The sequence below is a fragment of the Streptomyces sp. WM6372 genome (assembly GCF_001279655.1).
Classification (GTDB): Bacteria; Actinomycetota; Actinomycetes; order Streptomycetales; family Streptomycetaceae; genus Streptomyces.
Map to the genome: position 1 here is coordinate 127284 of NZ_LGDB01000138.1, position 19286 is coordinate 146569.

General features: G+C 75.1%; 12 protein-coding genes. 8 read left to right on the forward strand and 4 right to left on the reverse strand.

The genetic code is table 11. The features are described from left to right. Positions 1 to 32: 32 nt before the first annotated feature. Positions 33 to 1451 (forward strand): GH1 family beta-glucosidase, encoded by a 1419-nt coding sequence (locus ADK52_RS12310; RefSeq protein WP_053689803.1) that lies wholly within the window; start codon positions 33 to 35, stop codon positions 1449 to 1451. On the opposite strand, the gene ADK52_RS12315 is transcribed toward ADK52_RS12310, so the two are convergent. From ADK52_RS12315 to ADK52_RS12330, 4 genes are all read right to left on the reverse strand, one after another. Further along, the gene (locus tag ADK52_RS12315) at positions 1423 to 2103 is read right to left on the reverse strand and encodes a HutD family protein (protein ID WP_053689804.1); all 681 of its coding nucleotides are present in this window, start codon (positions 2101 to 2103) and stop codon (positions 1423 to 1425) included. The genes ADK52_RS12310 and ADK52_RS12315 overlap by 29 nt on opposite strands. Positions 2104 to 2191: 88 nt before the next feature. Beyond that, positions 2192 to 3940 carry a glycosyl hydrolase family 18 protein gene (locus ADK52_RS12320; protein WP_053689805.1) on the reverse strand — a complete coding sequence of 583 codons (1749 nt, stop codon included), beginning with the start codon at positions 3938 to 3940 and terminating at the stop codon, positions 2192 to 2194. A gap of 109 nt (positions 3941 to 4049) precedes the next feature. Next, positions 4050 to 4790, reverse strand: coding sequence for a hypothetical protein (locus tag ADK52_RS12325; RefSeq protein ID WP_053689806.1), 741 nt, complete (start codon positions 4788 to 4790; stop codon positions 4050 to 4052). A gap of 328 nt (positions 4791 to 5118) precedes the next feature. After that, entirely contained in the window at positions 5119 to 5850 is a 732-nt protein-coding gene (locus ADK52_RS12330; protein WP_078988267.1) for an NADPH-dependent F420 reductase, read from the reverse strand. Positions 5851 to 6230: 380 nt separating this feature from the next. On the opposite strand from ADK52_RS12330, the gene ADK52_RS12335 reads away from it, so the two are divergent. The 7 genes from ADK52_RS12335 (at position 6231) to ADK52_RS12365 (ending at position 19252) form a co-directional block, all read left to right on the forward strand. Then, positions 6231 to 8141, forward strand: a complete 1911-nt coding sequence (locus ADK52_RS12335; RefSeq protein WP_053689808.1) for an AfsR/SARP family transcriptional regulator — start codon at positions 6231 to 6233, stop codon at positions 8139 to 8141. Positions 8142 to 8235: 94 nt separating this feature from the next. Further along, complete coding sequence (locus ADK52_RS12340) at positions 8236 to 10488, forward strand: TOMM precursor leader peptide-binding protein (protein WP_053689809.1); 2253 nt, start codon at positions 8236 to 8238, stop codon at positions 10486 to 10488. Continuing rightward, positions 10478 to 12481, forward strand: a complete 2004-nt coding sequence (locus tag ADK52_RS12345; protein ID WP_078988268.1) for a TOMM precursor leader peptide-binding protein — start codon at positions 10478 to 10480, stop codon at positions 12479 to 12481. Before ADK52_RS12340 ends, ADK52_RS12345 begins: the two co-directional genes overlap by 11 nt. 118 nt (positions 12482 to 12599) lie before the next feature. Beyond that, a complete protein-coding gene (locus tag ADK52_RS12350) occupies positions 12600 to 14195 on the forward strand; it encodes a SagB family peptide dehydrogenase (RefSeq protein WP_053689810.1) in 1596 nt (531 codons plus the stop codon). A gap of 91 nt (positions 14196 to 14286) precedes the next feature. Continuing rightward, complete coding sequence (locus ADK52_RS12355) at positions 14287 to 17025, forward strand: lantibiotic dehydratase (RefSeq protein WP_053689811.1); 2739 nt, start codon at positions 14287 to 14289, stop codon at positions 17023 to 17025. After that, positions 17013 to 18131, forward strand: a complete 1119-nt coding sequence (locus tag ADK52_RS12360; protein ID WP_078988269.1) for a lantibiotic dehydratase C-terminal domain-containing protein — start codon at positions 17013 to 17015, stop codon at positions 18129 to 18131. The genes ADK52_RS12355 and ADK52_RS12360 overlap by 13 nt, the downstream gene beginning before the upstream one ends. Next, positions 18128 to 19252, forward strand: coding sequence for a peptidase M50 (locus ADK52_RS12365; protein ID WP_053689812.1), 1125 nt, complete (start codon positions 18128 to 18130; stop codon positions 19250 to 19252). Before ADK52_RS12360 ends, ADK52_RS12365 begins: the two co-directional genes overlap by 4 nt. Positions 19253 to 19286: the final 34 nt, after the last annotated feature.

Below are 19286 nucleotides of genomic sequence, written 5' to 3' on the forward strand. Positions count from 1 at the left end.
GGCCCTCCCCTCACCTTCTTTGGAGCCTTTTCATGACCACGCTCGACGCGTCTCCCCTCGCGCAGACGGGGCTCGCCTTCCCGGCCGGTTTCCGCTGGGGCACGGCCACCGCCGCGTACCAGATCGAGGGCGCGGCCACCCTGCACGGCCGGACGCCGTCCATCTGGGACACCTTCAGCCACACCCCCGGCAAGGTCCTCCACGGCGACACCGGGGACACTGCCGCCGACCACTACCACCGCGTGGCCGAGGACGTGGCCCTGCTGAAGCGGCTCGGCGTGAGCGACTACCGCTTCTCGGTGGCCTGGCCCAGGGTCCGGCCCACGGGCCGGGGGCCCGCCGACCGGCGCGGCCTGGACTTCTACCGGCGCCTCGTCGACGCGCTGCTGGACGCCGGGATCCGGCCCGTGGCCACCCTCTACCACTGGGACCTGCCGCAGGAGCTCGAAGACCTGGGCGGCTGGCCCGTACGGGAGACCGCCGAGCGGTTCGCCGAGTACGCGGGGCTCGTGGCCGGGGCGCTCGGCGACCGGGTCGCCGACTGGACGACCTTCAACGAGCCCTGGTGCTCGGCGTTCCTCGGCTACGCCTCGGGGGTGCACGCCCCGGGCCGCACCGAGCCGGAGGCCGCGCTGCGGGCCGCGCACCACCTCAACCTCGCCCACGGCCTCGGCACGGCGGCGCTGCGCGCGGTCCTCCCCCGCACGGCCGAGGTCTCGCTGACGCTGAACCTGCACGTGGTGCGGCCGCTGACGCGCTCCGCCGCCGATCTGGACGCGGTGCGCCGGATCGACGCGGTGGGGAACAGGATCTTCCTCGACCCGGTCTTCCACGGGCGACTGCCGGAGGACCTGGTCCGCGACACCGCCGGGCTGACGGACTGGTCCTTCGTCCGGGACGGCGATCTGGCGGCGGCCGCCGACCCGATCGACTGGCTGGGCATCAACTACTACGCGCCGACGGTGGTCGCGGCCGCCGACCCCGCCGCGGGCGCCGAGGACGCGGGGCCCTCCCCGTGGGTGGGCACCGAGGAGCACGTGCGCTTCCTGCCGGCGCCGGGGCCGCGGACGGCCATGGACTGGCCGGTGGACGCGGGCGGCCTGCACGAGCTGCTGGTCCGGCTGCGCGACGAACTGCCGGGCGTGCCGCTGCTGATCACGGAGAACGGCGCGGCGTATGCGGACTACGCCGACCCAGAGGGAGATGTGCACGATCCGGACCGGATCGGCTATCTGCACGGCCATCTGGCCTCGGTGCACCGGGCGATCGCGGACGGGGCGGACGTGCGCGGGTACTTCGTGTGGTCGCTGCTGGACAACTTCGAGTGGGCGTATGGCTACAGCAAGCGGTTCGGCCTCGTCCACGTCGACTTCGCGACCCAGCGGCGCACGCCGAAGGACAGTGCCCGCTGGTACGCCGACGTCATCGCCCGGGGCGGGCTGCCAGCCTGACCACCGCCGCGTGGCCCCGGGTGCCCAGGCTCCAGGTGCCGGCGCCGGAGATCCGCACCGCGTCGTACGGACCGAGGACGACCGGCCCGGACGCGGTCCCGGGTCCGGTGCCGGCTTCGAGTCCCGGTCCGGCCTCGCGTTCCGTTCCGCCTTCGCGTTCTGTTCCGGCTACGAGCCCCGTTCCGGCTTGGAGTTCCGCCGGGCCCAGGAGCGCGACCACCAGCAGGGTCTCGCCCGGCTCGGTGGTGAGCGCGAGGGTGCCCCGTACGACCGCGGTCCGCGCCCGCACCCGGTCCCGGCGGTACATCACGTTGAAGTTCACGACGGGCCCGTCGAGGAGCCGGCAGTCCGTGGGGGCGTCGCCGGGGAAGTCCTGCGGCGCGTAGCGCTCGTCGACGAGGCGGCGGGCGCCGGCCACCGTGAGGTCCATGCCCGCGCCCTCGGCCAGGGTCAGGGTGCGGTCGACCCCGGGGAAGCCCGAGAACGGCCCGTCGGCGGCCACCTCCGCGAGGCTGATCCGCCAGCCGAAATCGGCCAGTCCGGCGCCCTCGGGCCAGGCCGCGATCTCGCGGGTCACCCCGCCGGCGTTCTTCCAGGCGACCGCCGCGCGGTCGCCCGCGCGCAGGATCCGGATCTCGTTGCCGCCGGCCATGGCGCTGTTCCTTCCGTCGGGTACGCACCGCCCTGCGCGGGGCGGTGCGTACCCGGGCGGCCGTGGCCGAGCCTATCCACCCCGCGGTCTACCCCACCGAGAGGTCGTCCCCGTACACGGCGCCCTGCCCGTACCAGCCGTGCAGGTAGACGGTGACCGTGCCGGAGGCGCCGGTCGTGAAGGGGACCGTCAGCTTCGACCAGCCGGTGGAGCTGGTCCACGTACTGGCGCTCGCGCCGCCCCGGACGCCCAGGTAGGCGTAGCTGCCCTGCACCCAGCCGGCCAGCGTGTACTTCGTGTTCGGGACGAGGGTCAGGGTCTGGGCGCACTCCCCCGTCAGCGAGGAGGTGGGTGCGGTCTTCAGCGCGTACGAGCCCCCGTGCGCCGGGGCGCCCACCACCGCGCCGCCGCTCTCGCAGGTCCACGGGGCGAGGGCGCCGCTTTCGAAGCCGCCGTTGACGAGTGCACCGCTCCCGCCGCCCGGGCCGGTGACCGTGAGGGTGAGGGTGGCGGTGTGCGTGAGTGCGCCGGCGGTGCCGGTGACGGTGATCGGGTAGGTGCCCGGGGCGGCCGAGGCGGAGGCGGCGACCGTGAGCCGGGCCGAGCCGCCGGCCGTCACCGAGGCCGGGTCGACGGAGGCCGTGACTCCGGCGGGTGCGCCGGACGCCGCCAGGGCGACGGTGCGCGCGGTGCCGGAGACGACGGCCGTGTTCACGGTGGCGGAGGCGGATCCGCCGGGCGCCACGGAGGCCGAACCGGGCGCGAGGGAGAGCGAGAAGTCGTCGGCGACGGGACCGCCGCCGCCGGTGAAGGGCGCGAAGGTGTGGCTGAAGTACCAGGGGTCCTGGACGATGCCCGAGCACGAGTCGGAGCCGCCGGTGCCCGGGCAGCCGCCGTTGTCGCGCTGGAGCGCCCAGAAGGACAGCGTGTTGATGCCCTTGCCCACCGCCCAGTCGTGGACGGCGGTCGCGTCGGCGGTGGTGAAGGTCTCGGCGGGGCCGTAGTCGTCGATGCCCGGCATCTCGGTGACGCCGACCATGCCCCAGAGCTGGGCGGGGGTCTTGGCCGGGTACAGGCCGGCGAGCTGGTCGTGGAGCCCGGTGGCGGCGGTCTGGGTGTCGGTCGCCATGTGGTGGGTGGCGCCGTCGTAGTAGTCGAAGGTCATCAGGTTCACGACGTCCACCTGGGCGCCCGCCGCCTTGGCGCTCTTGAGGACGGCGAGGCCGCTGCTCGCGAGGCCGCTCGTCGTGGTGGGCAGGGTGTACGAGACCTGGAGCGGGCGGCCGTTCGCCGCGGCCCAGTCCTGGACCTTCTTGATCGCCTGGTTGCGCCGGTCGATGCCCGCCTTGTCGGTCAGCGAGTTGTCCTCGATGTCCATGTCGAGCCGGGAGACCTCGTAGGTGGTGATCACCTTCTCGTACGCGGCGGCGATCGCGTCCACGCTGGTGCAGCTGTCGGCGATCTCGGTGCCGCCGTTGTCGGCCGCGTAGCCGCCGAAGGAGGGGATCACGTCGCCGCCGCGCGAGCGGATCGTGGCGAAGTCGGCGCCGAAGACGGAGGCGGAGACGGGCGTTCCCGTGTCGCCGTTCCAGTACGGGGTGCAGGAGCCCCTGGCCTCGGTCTGTACGAACGCCATGGTCAGGTATTTCGCGCCGGACTTCTGGGCGAGATCGGCGGGGCTGTCGGAGGCGTACGCCTCGAAGTACGGGGCGAAGACGTGCGGCGGCAGCGGGGTCGCGGCGTGGGCGGCGCCGCCGGCGCCGAGGACGAGGCCGGCGGACGCGAGGACCGTGGTCAGCGCCGCGGATAAGGCATGGAGGGGCCTGGGACGTCTCATCGATGCTCCCGGTGGGGCGCGAGCGAACGGGCGGACGCCTCATGATTGGTCTGGACCAAGCGTGGGTCAAGGGCCCTGACCGCTCCGGCCGCCGGGGCGGGAACGGGAGTTACACCAGGCGCCGGGTGGTGAGGGACAGCGAGACGTGTCCGGGGTGTCCGAAGTCGGCGGAGCCGCCCTCGGCGGTGTCCGGGTCGATCGCGTACACCATCAGCGGGCTGCTGCCGGTGGGACCCGTGGCGGTGGCGCGCAGCCGGTAGCGGTCGGTGCGGACGGCGTCGGGGGCGAGGGCGGTGCCGCCCGTGTAGAGGTGGGCCGGTTTGGCGTCGGCGGCGATGCGCAGGTCCACGGCGCGCCAGGCACCGGTGGCCGGGTCGCGGCGTTCCAGGACGAAGGGGGCGGCCGGGCCGGGGAGGTCCCCGGGTTCGCCGGTCAGGGGCTCCATCTGGAAGGCGACGAGCAGGTGCCGGTAGGCCTGGGAGTTGCCGTTGCGGACGGTGACCGTGAACTCCTGGGCGGGGCCGCCGCGGACCAGGTGCAGCGCGCCGCCGGGGGCGGTGGCGGTCAGGGACAGCCGCGTCGCGGGGGCCTGGGGCGCCGTCGGCGTCTTCGCGGGCGCGGCCGGGGACGCGGCGGCGGGGGTGGCGGTCGGCGTCGGCGTGGGCGCCGGTGCGGAGGAGGTCGGGGTGGCCGGTGCGGTCGCCGTCGGGGACTCGGAGCCGGCGGGCGAGGGGCTCGCCGACCGGGCGGGAGCGGCCGGGCGGTCCGGGTGGCCGGAGCAGGCCGTCAGGGCGGCCGGGAGCGCCGCCAGTACCGCCGAGGCGATCAGCAGACGGGGTCTGACGTGCATGGTGTGCCCTCCTACGGCTCCCGTGAGGCCAGGACCGTAGCAAGCCCGGGCCAGCGGTACGGAGGGGCGGGGGATGACACTTCGGTATCGGTTCCCGGCCGGGGGGTGCGGCCCGGCGTCCGGGGGCCACGGCCGGGCGTCGAGGAGACGCGGTCCGGCGCCGAGGAGAGGCGGTCCGGCGCCGGGGAGACGCGGTCCGGCGCCGGGCGGACAGGGTCCGGGGCCGGGCGGACAGGGTCCGGGGCCGGGCGGACAGGGTCCGGGGCCGGCGGGGCCGCGTCCGGGGCGGGCGCGGGAGGGCCCGTACTCCCGCGCCCGCCGGGGACGGTCAGCCCTTGAAGGCCTCCTGGCGGACCGGCGAGGCCTCCGCGAGGGCCTTCACGACCGCGTCGGTCCCCGCCCGGAGCCCGTACACGGGAGTGCCCGGCTGCTGGCGCCACGAGTCCTCGATGCCGCCCGCGTCGACGGTGTCGAAGCCGAGCTCGTCGATGAGGGCCCGGACGGTCCGCTTCGCCGCCGCGTCGTCGCCGGCCACCGGGAGGGCCACCCGGTCCGGGGCCCCCGCCGGGCGGTGCAGGCTCAGGAGGTCCTCGGCGTACGTCCCGTTGAAGGCCTTGACCACGGGGTGTCCGAGGTGGCGCTGGCTCCAGCCGCTCTCGGTCAGGCCCTCGTCCTCGATCTCGGCGATGCGGCCGTCGCGCTGCTGCGGGTAGTAGTTGCCGGTCTCGACGAGGACGAAGTCCTTCGCCGCTTCGTCGAAGAGGCCGGCGGGCAGGTTCGCCACGTTCTTCAATGGGACGGTGACCACGACGACCTCGGCGCCCCGCGCCGCCTCCGCGACGGTGACGGGCGTGGCTCCGGTCTCCTTCGCGAGGTCGGCCAGGGTCTCGGGGCCGCGGGAGTTCGCCACGGACACCTCGTGTCCGAGGGCGGTGAGGCGGCGGGTGAGGTTGCCGCCGATGTTGCCTGCGCCGATGATGCCGATCTTCATGAGCTCTCCAGTGCGTGCAGGGTGGTCGGGTGCTGCGTGGAGTCCGAACCACCGGGCGCCGCCGCGCATTCCGCGTCCGGCCCTCCCGCCCCACGGATCCCCCGTACGAGTGACCGGTTCCCGTCCGTACGAAATCAGCCAGGGAACTCCGGCGGCGCATGACCGGAAATCGACTTCGATTGCCGCGCGATGAGATCCGTACGGGTAATTCGTTTACACGTGAACATCCTCGTCAACCGGTGGTAACTTCACGGGACTCCAGGGTGACCGTGAGAAAGAGAATCGCCGTGCGGTCGGAAACAAGCCGTACACCACTCGACTTTCACAAGATCCCTTATGTAGTGTTTCATTCATTCGCCGCCCCACCAGGGGGCGGAGAGCAGGCGCGGCCGACCACCGCCCCTGTCCTGCTCGTTCGCGAAATACGTGACCCGACACGAGGGACCAGTATGCGGTTCCAGCTTTTGGGGCCGCTGAGTATTGCCCACGGCCCGGAAACCGTAGTTCTCAAGCCATCCAAGCCGACCAGTCTTCTCGCCGCTCTTCTTCTGCATCCCGGGGTCGTCGTTTCGACCACCTATCTGGTGAGCGCGGTGTGGGACGAGGATCCGCCGGCCACCGCGCGCGCCGCGTTGCAGACGTGCGTCCTGAGGCTGCGGAGGTTATTCACGAAGTACGGCATATCCACGACCACCATCGAGGCCGTGCCGGGCGGTTACCGGATGCACAACGACGCCGAGACCCTCGATCTCGTCCTCTTCCGCGCCCTGACCTCGCGGGCGCCGGCCGCCGCCGGACCGGGCGAGGAGCTGTACCGGCTGCGCGAGGCGCTGTCCCTGTGGCACGGGCCGCCGCTCGCCAACGTGGCCTCGCGGATGCTCCGGCGCGACGCGGTGCCCTCGCTCGAACAGGAGCGGCTGCGCGTGCTGGAGCGGGTCTGCGATCTCGAACTCGCCGCCGGGAACTGCCACCAGGTGCTGGTCGACCTGTACGAGAGCGCCCGCCGCCATCCGGTGCGCGAGCGCTTCACCGAGCAGCTCATCGAGGCCCTCTACCGCACGGGGCGGCAGGCGGAGGCCCTCGCCGAGTACCGCACGGTACGGGACCGGCTGCGCGACGAGCTCGGCGTCGACCCGGGGGCCGGACTGCGCCGCCTGGAACTGGCCATCCTGCGGGCCGAGGAGCTCGGCGGGCCGGAGGCGGCTGCCGTGGGTGGTCCGGCGGCGCGGCCGGCCGTCGGGCCCGCGCCGGGGCCAGGGCCAGGGCCAGCTGTGGCACCGACCGTGGGGCCCGCCGCGCGGCCTCCCGCCGAGCCCGATCCGCCGCGGACCGCCGCCGCCCCGGGTGCGCTGCACCTGCCGCCGGCGCGGCCGGCCGGGCCCGCTGCGGACAGCGGCTGGCGCGGGGTGCCCAGGAAGGGCTCCGGGCGCCCGGGCCTGGCGCCCGTGCCCGGGTTCGCCGGGCGCGAGGGAGACCGGGGGGCCATCGCCGCCCGGCTGACCTCTGCCGACGGGCCCCGGCTGGTCGTCGTCTCCGGGGCGCCAGGCATCGGCAAGTCGGCGCTGGCCCACCAGTGCGCGTACGAGGTCCGCGGCGAGTTCCCCGGCGGGGTGTTCACCCTCGCGCTGACCCGGCCGGACGGCGGCCCCCTCACCCTGGACGAGGCCCGGGAACTGCTCCCCGGGCCCGGCGACGGCGATCGCGGCCGCCGGCTCCTCGTCCTCGACGACGCGGCCGGCGCCGGGCAGGTGCTGCCGCTGCTCCCCGCGGCCGAGGACGCCGCCGTACTGGTCACGAGCAGACGGGGACTCGCCGCGGTCGTCGCCACGCACGGCGGCGCCGTCCACCGGCTGGACGTCCTCGGGCCGGACGAGGCGTACGCACTGCTCGCCGGGCTCGTCGGCGCCGACCGGATCGCGGCCGAGGCGCGGGCGGCCACGGAACTCGCGGGCGTCTGCGGGCACTTCCCGCTCGCCCTGCGCATCGCGGCCGGCCGGCTGCTGACCCGGCCCGGCCTGTCCGTGGCGGACTGCACGGCCTGGCTCGCGGAGGAGCCACCCGCCCGGCTCGCCCTCGCCGAGGATCCACGGCTCTCCGTGGCGGAGGTGTTCGGGCAGGCCGTCGGCGCCCTCTCGCCCGAACTGCGCGAGGTCTTCCTCCGCTTGGGCTCCCTCGGGCCGCGGGCCCCCCTCACGGACGCCGGGTCCGAGACCGAGCTCGAACAGCTCGTGGAGGCCGGGATGCTGGAGGACGGACCACCCGGCGAACCGCCGTACCGCCTCCACCCCTTTCTCCTCGGCTACGCGCGCTGGCTGGCCCGCGGGCCCCTCCCCGCGGCCGCCGCCCCCGTCGCGCGCTGACCTCCCGCTCCCCTCCCTCCCCCTCCCCTCCCTCGTCCTCCCCTCGTCCTCCTCTGTCTTCTCCCTCCACCCACACCGCACCCAGGGGTGTCCCATGTCCCAAGCCAGCTACGAGACCGTCGCCGCCTCCCGGCCCCGGATACGCCGGGACGTGCTCTTCACCGAGACGCCCGACGGTGTGCTGTTCCACAACTCCGACGGCGGGTTCCGCCTCACCGCCCGCTCGGCGTACCGGTTCGCCACGCTGATCGTCCCGCACCTCACCGGGGAGCACTCCGTCGCGCAGCTCTGCGAGGGCCTGGGCGCCGCCCAGCGCGCGATGGTCGGCGAACTCGTCAAGACGCTGTACGAAAGGGACTTCGCCCGCGCGGTGCCGGCCCCGCGGACCCCCGCCGGCCCGGTGCCCGACCCGGACGTGGCACGGCGGTTCGCGCCGCAGATCGCGTACGTGGACCACTACGCCGACGAAGCCGAGGACCGGTTCCTGCGCTTCCGCGGTACCCGGGTCGCGGTCCTCGGCGAGGACTCCGTGGCCCGCTGGTGCGCCCTGAGCCTGGTCCGCAACGGCTGTGCGGTCGTCGGTGTCCTGCCCGGCGCGGAGCTCGGCCCCGTCGAGGAGGACGCGGAGGAGGCGCGGGCGGACGGCTGCCCGGTGGAGATACGCACGCTGGTCCCGGACGGGGATCCCTTCGGGTGGGCGGAGTTGGCGGGGTTCGACTTCGTCGTGGTCACCGGGGGTCATGCGGCCCCCGCACGGCTGCTCCCGCTGCTGCGCGCCGGGATACCCGAGGGCCGCACCCTGCTTCCGGCCTGGTCGTACGGCTCCGACGCCGTCGTCGGCCCGCTGATGGCCGCCGGGACCGAGGGCTGCTGGGCCTGCGCGGCGCTGCGGCTGGGCTCGGCCCGCCCCGGCTCCGGGGCCGCCGCCGACCTGTGGAGCGCACTGGCCCTGCCGGGCACCGGGGCCGTGCCCTCCGGTCCCGTGCCGGGCCGGCCGCTGGCCGCGATGATCGGCAATCTCCTCGGGTACGAGGTCTTCCGCGCGGCCACGGGCGCGCTGCCCGCGGAGACCTCCGGGCGGCTGGTCGTCCAGGACATGGAGTCGCTCGACGTCACGGCCGAGCCGCTCTTCCCGCACCCGCGCTGCCCGTTCTGCGCCGGGGACGAGACGGTCGACGCGACGGGAGACCGGGCGGCCGGGCAGCCGGTGGACCTGGCCGCGGCGGGCACTTCGGGCGCCCCCGGGCTGCCGACGCTCGACACCGCCCGCGAAGCGGACGCACTGGTCGAGGAATTGAACCGGCGCTCTGCCATCGTCCGCCCGTTCGCCGGGGTGTTCACCCGCTTCGCGGACGAACCGCTCACCCAGATCCCGCTCAAGCTCGGGGTGGTCGAGCTGGGCATCGGTCATGCCGGTCCGCGCGCGGTCGCCGCCTTCGACGTCCACCACGTGGCGGGCGCCCGGATGCGCGCCCTGGACTCCGCGGCGCTCGTGTACGCCGAGCACGTCGTCCCGGCGCGCGGGCTCGTGGCCGGCTCCCGCATCGAGGCCCCGGCCGCGCTCGCCCTCGCCTCCGGGCTGCCGGGCCGGTCCACCGTCCACCAGCGTGCCGTGTCCCTCCTGACGAAGGAGCCCCTCCTCGTCCCGGCGGGCGCCGTCCGCCCCTTCGGACCGCACAACGCCGACCGGCTCTTCGAACGGACCCGCGCGGGGGCGGGCGCGGGCCCCGCCCCCGCCGACGCGGCAGCGGCCGGGCTCCTCTCGGCCCTCGCGTACGACGCGCTGCTGCGCACCGTACGGGGCACCCCGGCGGCCCCGGTGCCGCTGCCGGACCCGGACGGGCCGGACGCCGAACTCGCCTTCCTCGTACGGTCGGCGGACCGGCTGGAGCTGCCGGTGGAGCTGCTCGACCTCGGCGAGGGCGGCCGGAGCGGCGTGACCGTGCTGCTCGCCCGGTCCGCGGGGCGCTGGGCGGTCGGCAGCGGCCTGGACCGGCGTACGGCGGCCGTGGCCGCGCTGCGCGAACTCCTCGGCGCGGCCCAGTACGAGGCCGACCGGGCGGCCGGCGGCCGGCCCGCGGACACCGGCGATCCGCTGCTGCGCGATCTGGACCCGCGGGCCCTGGCGGTCGGCGGCGCGGGCTCCGGCTCGGGCTCGGGCGGCGAGGCCGTGGAGGCGAACGGAGCGGCCGGGGAGGTCGGTTGGCCCCAGGTGCTGGAGCGGCTCGGCGCCGCCGGGCGCGATGCGTACCTGGTCCCGACGGGCGCGCCCGAGCTGGCCTCCGCCGGGGTCCACACCGTCCGGGTGCTGCTCACGGCGGTGCGGGAGCCCGGCGATGACGCGTAGCCTCCCCGTTCTGGTCCGGGCCGATGCCGGCGTGCGGGACGTGCTCGGGGCCGGGGCGGCCGAGCGGTTCACGGCGTTGCTGGACCGGGCGTTGGACGAGCTCGGCGGACCGCCGGTGGAGCTGTCGGTGCTCGGGGCGCACAATGCCTTCGCCGAGCCCGAGCCCGATGAGCCTGAGTCCGATGAGCCTGAGCCGGAGACGGAACCCGGGCCCCTGCCGGCGGAGATCGCCCCCGCCTTGCCCGTACGGCTGTACGGCCGTCAGGCCGTGGTCGGCCCGGTACCGGTCCCCGGCGGCGGTCCGGGGTGTGCCCGGTGTCTGGAACGGCGCTGGCAGGCCGTACGGTCCGTGGCGCTGCGGGACGCCCTGGAGCTGGGCGGCGGCACCCGGGCGGCGGGCGACTGGCCGCACGCCCACGCCTTCGCCGCCGACGCCCTGGCCGCACTGGTCGCAGGTGCCGCGGGTGCCGCGGCCCCCCGCGGGCCGTTCCCCGAGGTGCGGTCCCTGGACCTCGGCACCGGAGCCGTCCGGCGGTACCCGCTCGTGCCCGACCCGGAATGCCCGGCGTGCGCGGCGCCCGTCGCCGACGAGCCGCGCGCCCTGGAACCGCTGGAGCCCGCGCCGAAGTACCGGCCGGGAACCTTCCGTACCCGGCCCGTGGAGTCGTACGCCCTCGACGTGGCGGCCTTCGCCAATCCGCTGTGCGGGGCGCTGGGGCCCTCCCTCGTCCAGGACATCTCCTCCACCTCCACCTCGGCGACCATCGGCTGCTTCTCGCTGCGCTCCGGCCCCTATCTGCGCGAGACCTTCTGGGGCGGCCACACCGACTCCTTCGACCGCAGCGCCCGGGTCGGGGTCCTGGAGGGGCTGGAGCGGTACGCCGGGATGCGCGCCCGGGCCCGGACGACGGGCGTGCGCGGCTCGCTCACGCGGCTCGGCGCCGACGCCGTGGACCCGCGCGAGGTCGGCCTGTACAGCGAGCGGTTCCATGCGGACAACCCGCGGGTGCGGCCCTTCGACCCCGGCCGGGAGATCCCGTGGGTCTGGGGCTGGTCGCTGCGCGACCGGGTCCCGCGCCTGGTGCCCGAGGTGCTGACGTACTACCACTCGCCCGGTCTGGAGAACCGTTTCGTACAGGAGAGCTCCAACGGCTGTGCCACCGGCGGCAGTCTGGCCGAAGCGGTCTACTTCGGGCTGATGGAGGTCATCGAGCGGGACGCGTTCCTGCTCGCCTGGTACGGGCGCCAGCCGCTGCCCGAGATCGACCCGGCGACCAGCGGACGCACGTCGACCCGGGTGATGGTGGACCGGCTCGCCCTGTACGGGTACCGGGCACGGTTCTTCGACACCCGGATCACCTTCCCCGTCCCGGTGGTGACCGCCGTCGCGGAGCGGTTCGACGGCGGACCCGGCCGGATGTGCTTCGGGGCGGGCGCCGGTCTGGACCCGGAGTCGGCGCTGGACTCGGCGCTGTGCGAGATCGCGACGGACGCCGTGAACCTGCCCGGGCGCACCGAGCGGGACGGAGCCCGGCTGCGCGCGATGGCCGCGGACTTCGACCTCGTCACCGCGCTCCACGACCATCCGCTGGTGTACGGGGTCCCGGAGATGGGCCGGCACGCGGACTTCCTGCTGCGCGCCCCGGCCCGGGAGCCGCTGCGGCCGGTCGCGGCGCTCCGCCCGCCCGAGGAGCGGTGGGGCGGCGCCGCTGGGGCGGACGACGTGCGCGAGGACCTGGCGCGCTGCGTCGACGCGGTGGCCGCCGAGGGCTTCGACGTGGTGGTGGTCGACCAGACCCTGCCCGAGCAGCGGGTCCTGGGGCTGCACACGGTGAGCGTGCTGGTGCCCGGACTGCTGCCGATCGACTTCGGCTGGTCGCGCCAGCGGGCGCTCGGCATGCCCCGGCTGCGGACCGCCCTGCGCGCGGCGGGGCTGCGCGAGCGCGATCTGGAACCCGCCGATCTCAACCCGGCGCCGCATCCCTTCCCCTGACCGGCCGCATCCCATCGCATCGCATCGCATCGCGCCCGACCGTGCGTGCATCCGACCGTCCGACCAACCGGCCAACCGGCCGTCCGTCCGTCCGTCCGACCCGACCGTAGGAGGACCCGTGGGCTACGCCCATGACTACGCCACCGCCATCATGCACCGCGGCCGGGTGCCGATGGAGCCCGTCGACTTCGTACCCGACTGGGCCGACCGCCCGCGCAAGGCGAAGTTCCATCCGGGCGCGGAGACCCTGCCGCTGCCCGAGCCGGCGCCGGATCCCGTGGACGGGCCCGTTCCGGGGTTCACCCTGCCGCTGCTCTCCGGGATGCTGCTGGACTCGTACGGGCTGACCGGCCGGCGCCTTGGCGTCCAGGCCAATACGGATCTGGCGGCGCTGCCCCACTACCCGCAGGCCAACTGGTCCCGGGGGACGGCCTCCGGGGGCGGGCTCTACCCGGTCGCCGTCCACTGGGCGGCCGGACCGGGCGGCCCGCTCACCCCGGGCGTGTACCACTACGCGCCGCACCAGCACGGGATGCGGCGGCTGCTGACCGGTGATGTCGGGGGTGACGTCCGGGACGCGCTGGGGGCCGACGCCCCGGCGCACGCCTCGGGCGCCTCCCAGTACCTGATCCTGAGCGTCAAGTACTGGCAGAACTCCTTCAAGTACAACAGCTTCTCCTTCCACGCGGTGAGCATGGACGTGGGCACGGTTCTCCAGACCTGGCGGCTGTGGGCGCGGGAGCACGGGCTGCGGATCGCGCCCGTGCTCTGGTTCGACGAGGAGCGGCTCGCCCGCCTGCTGGGCGTGGACCACCGGGAGGAGGGTGTCTTCGCGGTCGTGCCGCTGGAGTGGGAGGGCGACCGTACGACCACGACCACGACCACGGACACGACCACGGACACGGGCCCGGCGCTCTCGTCCCGGGGCCCCGCCGCCGTCCGCCACCGTGACCGCGAACGCTCCCGCCGCGTCCTGGCCTTCGAGACCCTGCACCGGATCCACGAGGCCACCCTCGGCCGCGCCGCGGACCGCCCGGAGCCCGGTGCGCTCGACGCCGCCGCCGCCCGTCCGCCGCGCGGTACGGATCCGGTGCCGCTGCTCGCGCCCGCCACCGGCACCGCCGGCGTCCGAGCGGCGCTGCGGGCCCGGCGCAGCAGCTTCGGCCGGTTCGACGCGAGCCGCCCGCTGGGGCCGCAGCAGCTGGCCGCCGTACTGGCGGACTGCGCCCGGGCGGCCGTCGGCAGCGAGGCCGAGCGGCCCGGAGGGCCGGGGCTGACCTCGCTGTACGTCTTCGTCAACCACGTCGAGGGGGTCGCCCCCGGTGCGTACGCCTACGATCCGGCGGCCCGCACCCTGCGCCTGGTGGTCCCGGGCCCGCCCGGCCCGTTCCTCCAGCGCAGCTACTTCCTCTCCAACTACAACCTGGAACAGGCGGGTGCGGTGGTCGTGCCGACCGTACGGACCACCGCCGTGCTCGACGCGGTGGGCGACCGCGGCTACCGCCTCGTGGGCGCCACCGTCGGGGCGGTCGCGCAGACCTTCTACACCAGCGCCGCCGCCCACGGGCTGGGTGCGGGCGTGGCGCTCGGCTTCGACACCATCAGCCACATCGAGGAGCTGGGGCTGACCGGCACCGACGAGGCACCGCTGCTGATCATGCTGCTCGGCCACGAGCGGCCGCGGCCCGCCGACTTCCGCCACGAGATCGCCTGACCCCGGCCCCGGCCCTCTCCCCGCCACCGCCACCGACCCCGACCCCGACCCCGACCGCGATCCCACCGACGACAGAACCAGGACGATCAGGATGAACACCACCACCGAATGGCAGGCGGGAAACCGCTTCATGCTGCGCGTGGCCGGCCTGCCCCTGACCGCGGTCGACGCGCTGCGCTGCCCGGACACCAGCCGCTGGGCGGCCGAGGTGCTGTCGGCCGAGGACTCGCTGCGCGCCGACGCGGAGCAGCTGAGCGAGGCCCTGCACAAGGCGGTCGGCGCGACCGACCCCGGCCCGGGCGGCGAGGGCGCGGCCCGGCGCCGCGCACTGCTGCGGCTGCGCCGCCAGATCCACAACGGCAGGCTGCCCGCCGACCCCGACGCGGCCGTACGGGAGGTCTCCGACGTGGACGGCGTCGCGGCCGGGCACCTCTCCGCCTGGGTGTTGCGGCGGCGCCGGCTGGACGCGCTGCTGGCCGAGGGGGCCGGGCTGCTCGGCGGCGACCTCGGGCGGGGCCGCGCCGCGCTGCGCGAGCTGCTCGGGGACGACCGGCTGCGCAGCGGCCTGCTGCTGGCCTCGCCGGTGCTCGAAGCGCAGCTCGACGCGTACGCGGGGGCCACCGGCGTGCCCGGTGGCAGGGCCCGCAAGGTGGAGCGCTCGGTGCTCTCGTACGTCTACCGCACGGCCTGCAAGACGAGCCCGTTCAGCACCTTCACGGCGGTGGCCACCGGCCGGTTCACCCCCTCGGCGGCGCCGGGGGAAGGCATCCGTACCGCGGGCACCTGGACCAGCCACGTCCGGCTGAACGTCGTGGTGCTGGCCCGGCTCGCCGAGCTGATCCTCGCCGATCCGGTCCGGCGGCGGGACCTGCCGCTGCGCCCGGCCTCCGGCTGGGGGCGCGAGGACGACCGGATCCGCTACGTGCGGCGCTCGGTCACGGCGGGCGACGACGCGGCGGCGGTCACCTTCGACGCCGTCAGGGACCGGCTGTTCTTCCTGCGCCGCAGCGGCACCCTCGACCGGCTGCTCGCCCTGTTCGCGGAGCGCCCCGAACTGCGCCACCAGGAGCTGGTCGACTGGCTGGCCTCCGAGCAGGGTGCGGCGCCGGCCGACTGCGAGGCGTACGTCGGCGCGCTGCTCCAGCTCGGCATGGTGCGGGTGCCCTGCCTGGACACCGAGGTCCACGACGGGGACCCGCTGCGCGCGTTCCAGCGCTCGCTGTCCGCCCTGGAGCGGCCGTGGGCCGAGGCCCTCGCCGGTCTGCTCGACGCTCCCGGCGCCGTACTGGAGCGCTATCCGGCGGCCGGGGCCGGCGAGCGGGCGGAGCTGCTGGGCGAGCTGCGTGCGGGCCTGCACCGGGTGCGGCGCGAACTCGGCTCCCCCGACGCCGCGTTGCCGCAGACCCTGCTCTACGAGGACGTGAGCGCGGGCCGGGAGCTGGCCTGCCCGGAGCCGGCCTGGGCGGCGGCGGACGCGGGCGGCGGGGCGCTGCGCTCCGTCGAGCGGATCCTGCCCGCCTTCGACCTCACGCTGGCCCAGCGGATCACCTTCGAGGGGTTCTTCACCGCCCGCTACGGCCCGGGGGGCCGCTGCGAGGACCTGCTCGGCCTGGTCCACGACTTCCACGAGGACTTCTTCGACCAGTACCTGTCCTTCACGGCCCGGCGTACGCCCTTCGACGCGCGCGGGGAGTACGTCCCCGAGGAGAACTGGCTGTCCCTGCCCGGCATTCGGGCCCTGGACGCGGCGCGGCGCGCCTTCGTCGGCCGGATGCGGGCGGCCTGGTCGGCGTACGCGGAGCGGGGCGCGGGCGAACTGCGCCTCACCCAGGAGGACATCGAGGCGGTGGCGGGTGAACTCGACCCGGTGCTCCCCGGGTTCGCCCCGCGCTGCCACCACCTCCAGTCGGCCCGCGATCCCGGCACCGGGGAGCGGCTGACCGTGCTGAACCGCTCGTACGGCGGTCTGTCGTTCCCCTTCAGCCGCTTCACCCACGTGTACGAGGGGGGCGAGGACGGTCCGGGCCTGGCCGAGGGGCTGCGGGCGACCGCCGCCGAAGTCACCCCGCCGGGCGCGGTGTTCGCCGAGGTCACCGGCGGCCCCGTGACCACCAACCTCAACCTGCACGGTCGGCTGACCGACTACGAGATCGTCTGCCCGGGAGAGAGCGGCAGCCTGCCGGAGGACCGCCGGCTGCACCTCGACGACCTGTACGCCGAGCACGTGCCGGACACCGGCCGGGTGGTGCTGCGCTCGCACCGGCTCGGCCGCGAGGTGATCCCGGTCTACCTCGGCTATCTCGTTCCGCTCGCGCTGCCCGCGATACCGCGGACGCTGCTGCTGCTCTCCCCGTCCTCGATGTCCCCGCTGGACGTGTGGGCGGGGGTGCCGGAGGGCGCCGCGCACGGCGGGGTGCGCACCCGGCCGCGCGTGGTGCACGGGGACCTCGTACTGAGCCGGCGCAGCTGGACCACCACGGCCGGTGAACTGCCGGTGCACGGTGCGCAGGAGGCCGGGCACTTCCTGGACTGGCAGCGCTGGCGGCAGGTGCACGGGCTGCCGGAGCGGGTGTTCGCGACCGTCTCCGCCGGGCCCTCCGCGCTGGGGGCCAAACCGCAGTGCGTGGACTTCTCCAGCCTGCTCTCGCTCGCGGCGTTCGAGCCGCTGCTGCGCGATCCCGGCCACCGGGTGGTCTTCCGCGAGATGCTCCCGGACGGCGGCGCCCTGCACACGTACTCCGAGCACGGCGCCCACGTCGCCGAACTCGCCGTCGAGACCTTCACCACCCTCATCCGACGCCCGGAAGGCGGCCCCCGATGTCAGAGCTGACCGAGAAGCGCGGCGCGGAGGAGAGCCGCGCCGAGAGGCGCGGTGCCGAGGAGCGCGGTGCCTGGCAGGCCGTGCACATCTTCTACGCCGCCAACCCGACGCCCCTGCTGGTGCGGTGCGTGCGCCCGCTGGTCGCCGGCCTGTCGCGGGACGGCCTGCTCGCCGGGCACTTCTTCATCAACTACTGGCTGGAGGGACCGCACGTACGGCTGCGGCTGCGCCCCGCCACCTCCGGTGCCGGGCCCGAGGTGCGCCGCCGCACGGAGGAGGCCGTCACGGCCTTCCTCAAGGCCCGGCCGGCGCTCTACGAGGTCGACTCCGGCTTCCTCAACGAGTTCTACAACACCCTCTTCGACATCGAGTTCCCCGAGGGCGACCGGGCCGCGTTCATGGGCCCCGACGGTCGGATGAACCTGCGGCCCAACAACAGCTACGCGTACGAGCCGTACGAGCCCGAGTACGGGAAGTACGGCGGCCCGGCCGGAGTCGAGCTCGCCGAATGGCATTTCGCGCACTCCAGCGATCTCGTCATGGACGCGCTGAGCGGAATGAACCTGCACCTGCGCACCGTGCTGCTCGGCACCTCGGCCCAGCTGATGATGGTGATGGCGGGGGTGTTCCTGCCCGACCGGGAGGAGCTCGGCGGCTACCTCGACCGCTACTACGATTTCTGGCACCGGGCGTTCCCCGGCACCGGGTTCATCGGGTCGGCGGAGTACGACCGTACGTACGAGCAGACCGGCCCCGGGATCGCGCGCCGCTTCGCCGCCGTCCGCGAGGCGCTCGCCGCCGGGGAGACGGGCCGGCTGCCGGGCTTCCTGGCCGGGTGGGCGGAGCACTGCCGGGAGCTGCGCGGGCGGGCCGAGGAGCTCGCGAGGGCCGGGGACCTGGTCTTCCGCTCCTGGGACGGCACGCGCGACGAGCGGGTCACGGATCCGGCGGCCGCCCTTCCGCTGCTGCTCTCCCCGTACATGCACATGACCAACAACCGGCTGCACGTGACGATCCGGGACGAGGCCTATCTCGCGCACCTGCTGGGCCGGGTGCTGCGCGAGGGCGCCGGCGGACCGTCCGGCTCCGGGCCGACCGGGGCGGTCCGGGCGTGAGCACCCCCGCGGGGCTGCTGGAGCACCGGCCGGCGCTGCGCCCGGGTATCCTGCTGTCTCCGCCCCTGCTGAACGGGCCGGCCGTGGTCCACCTGGTCAAGGACCCGGTGTCCGGGGCCTCGTTCGAGATCGGCCCGAAGGAGTTCTTCCTCGTCTCGCGCCTGGACGGAACCCGTACGCTCGCGGAGATCGGCGTGGCGTACGGGGAGGCCTTCGGCCGTCGGCTCGGCGAGCGGAACTGGCAGCAGCTGCTGACCCTGCTCGGGACCCGGCGGCTGCTCGCGGGAGGTCCGCCGCCCGCCGCGGCGGAGGCCGCCGGCCCGCCGAGGACCGGGAACCTGCTGCGCGGCACCCTGCGGCTGGTCGCGGACGCCGACGCGACGACGGCCCGGCTGCACCGGTTCCTGCGGCCCGCCCTGCACCCGGCGGTGCTGGGCCTGCTGCTCCTCGGCTGCCTGGCGATGGAGGGGGCGCTCGCCGCCTCGGCCGGTGGGCTCGTCCGCGATCTGTGGTGGCTGGCCTCGCACCCGGTGCCGCTGCTGGCGGTGGCCACCCTGCTGTGGCTCAGCACGGTGCTGCACGAGTTCGCGCACGGGATCGCCGCCCGCCACGTCGGCGGAACCGTCGGCGAGATCGGGCTGCGCTGGCGGCTGCCCGTCGCGATCATGTACTGCACCGTCGACAACTACCGCTATCTGCGCCGCCGCCGGGACCAGCTGGCCGTCGCGGGGGCCGGGGCCTTCGCCAACCTGCTCTTCCTCCTGCCGTTCTTCGGCTGGTGGACGGCCCTCGCGCCCGGGGACGCCACCGGCAGGGTGCTCGGCGCCCTGCTGCTGCTCGGCAGCGCCCAGGCACTGGTCAACCTCCTCCCGCTGCCACCGCTGGACGGCTACACGATGCTCGGCCACGCGCTGCGCGTGACCCGGCTGGCGCCCGCGTCTTCCGCGTACGTACGGGTGCGGCTGCGCGACCGGGCAGCGGTGGCCGGCTACCCGGCGCGGGCCCGCCGGATCTACACCGGGTACGCCGCCGGCTCCGCCCTCCTCGTCCTGCTGGCGGCCTGCGTGCTGACGGCCGCCGTCTGGTACGCGATCGCCACCGCTTCCACCACTCCTTCCTGATCCCGACATCCGCGAACGACACCGAGGGAATGCA

Coding starts and splice junctions, on each gene's coding strand:
- ADK52_RS12330 (WP_078988267.1), bottom strand. CDS start 5,850: ATGCGCGGCGGCGCCCGGTGGTTCGGACTCCACGCAGCACCCGACCAC.
- ADK52_RS12320 (WP_053689805.1), bottom strand. CDS start 3,940: ATGAGACGTCCCAGGCCCCTCCATGCCTTATCCGCGGCGCTGACCACG.
- ADK52_RS12310 (WP_053689803.1), top strand. CDS start 33: ATGACCACGCTCGACGCGTCTCCCCTCGCGCAGACGGGGCTCGCCTTC.
- ADK52_RS12340 (WP_053689809.1), top strand. CDS start 8,236: ATGTCCCAAGCCAGCTACGAGACCGTCGCCGCCTCCCGGCCCCGGATA.
- ADK52_RS12335 (WP_053689808.1), top strand. CDS start 6,231: ATGCGGTTCCAGCTTTTGGGGCCGCTGAGTATTGCCCACGGCCCGGAA.
- ADK52_RS12355 (WP_053689811.1), top strand. CDS start 14,287: ATGAACACCACCACCGAATGGCAGGCGGGAAACCGCTTCATGCTGCGC.
- ADK52_RS12325 (WP_053689806.1), bottom strand. CDS start 4,790: ATGCACGTCAGACCCCGTCTGCTGATCGCCTCGGCGGTACTGGCGGCG.
- ADK52_RS12360 (WP_078988269.1), top strand. CDS start 17,013: ATGTCAGAGCTGACCGAGAAGCGCGGCGCGGAGGAGAGCCGCGCCGAG.
- ADK52_RS12345 (WP_078988268.1), top strand. CDS start 10,478: ATGACGCGTAGCCTCCCCGTTCTGGTCCGGGCCGATGCCGGCGTGCGG.
- ADK52_RS12315 (WP_053689804.1), bottom strand. CDS start 2,103: ATGGCCGGCGGCAACGAGATCCGGATCCTGCGCGCGGGCGACCGCGCG.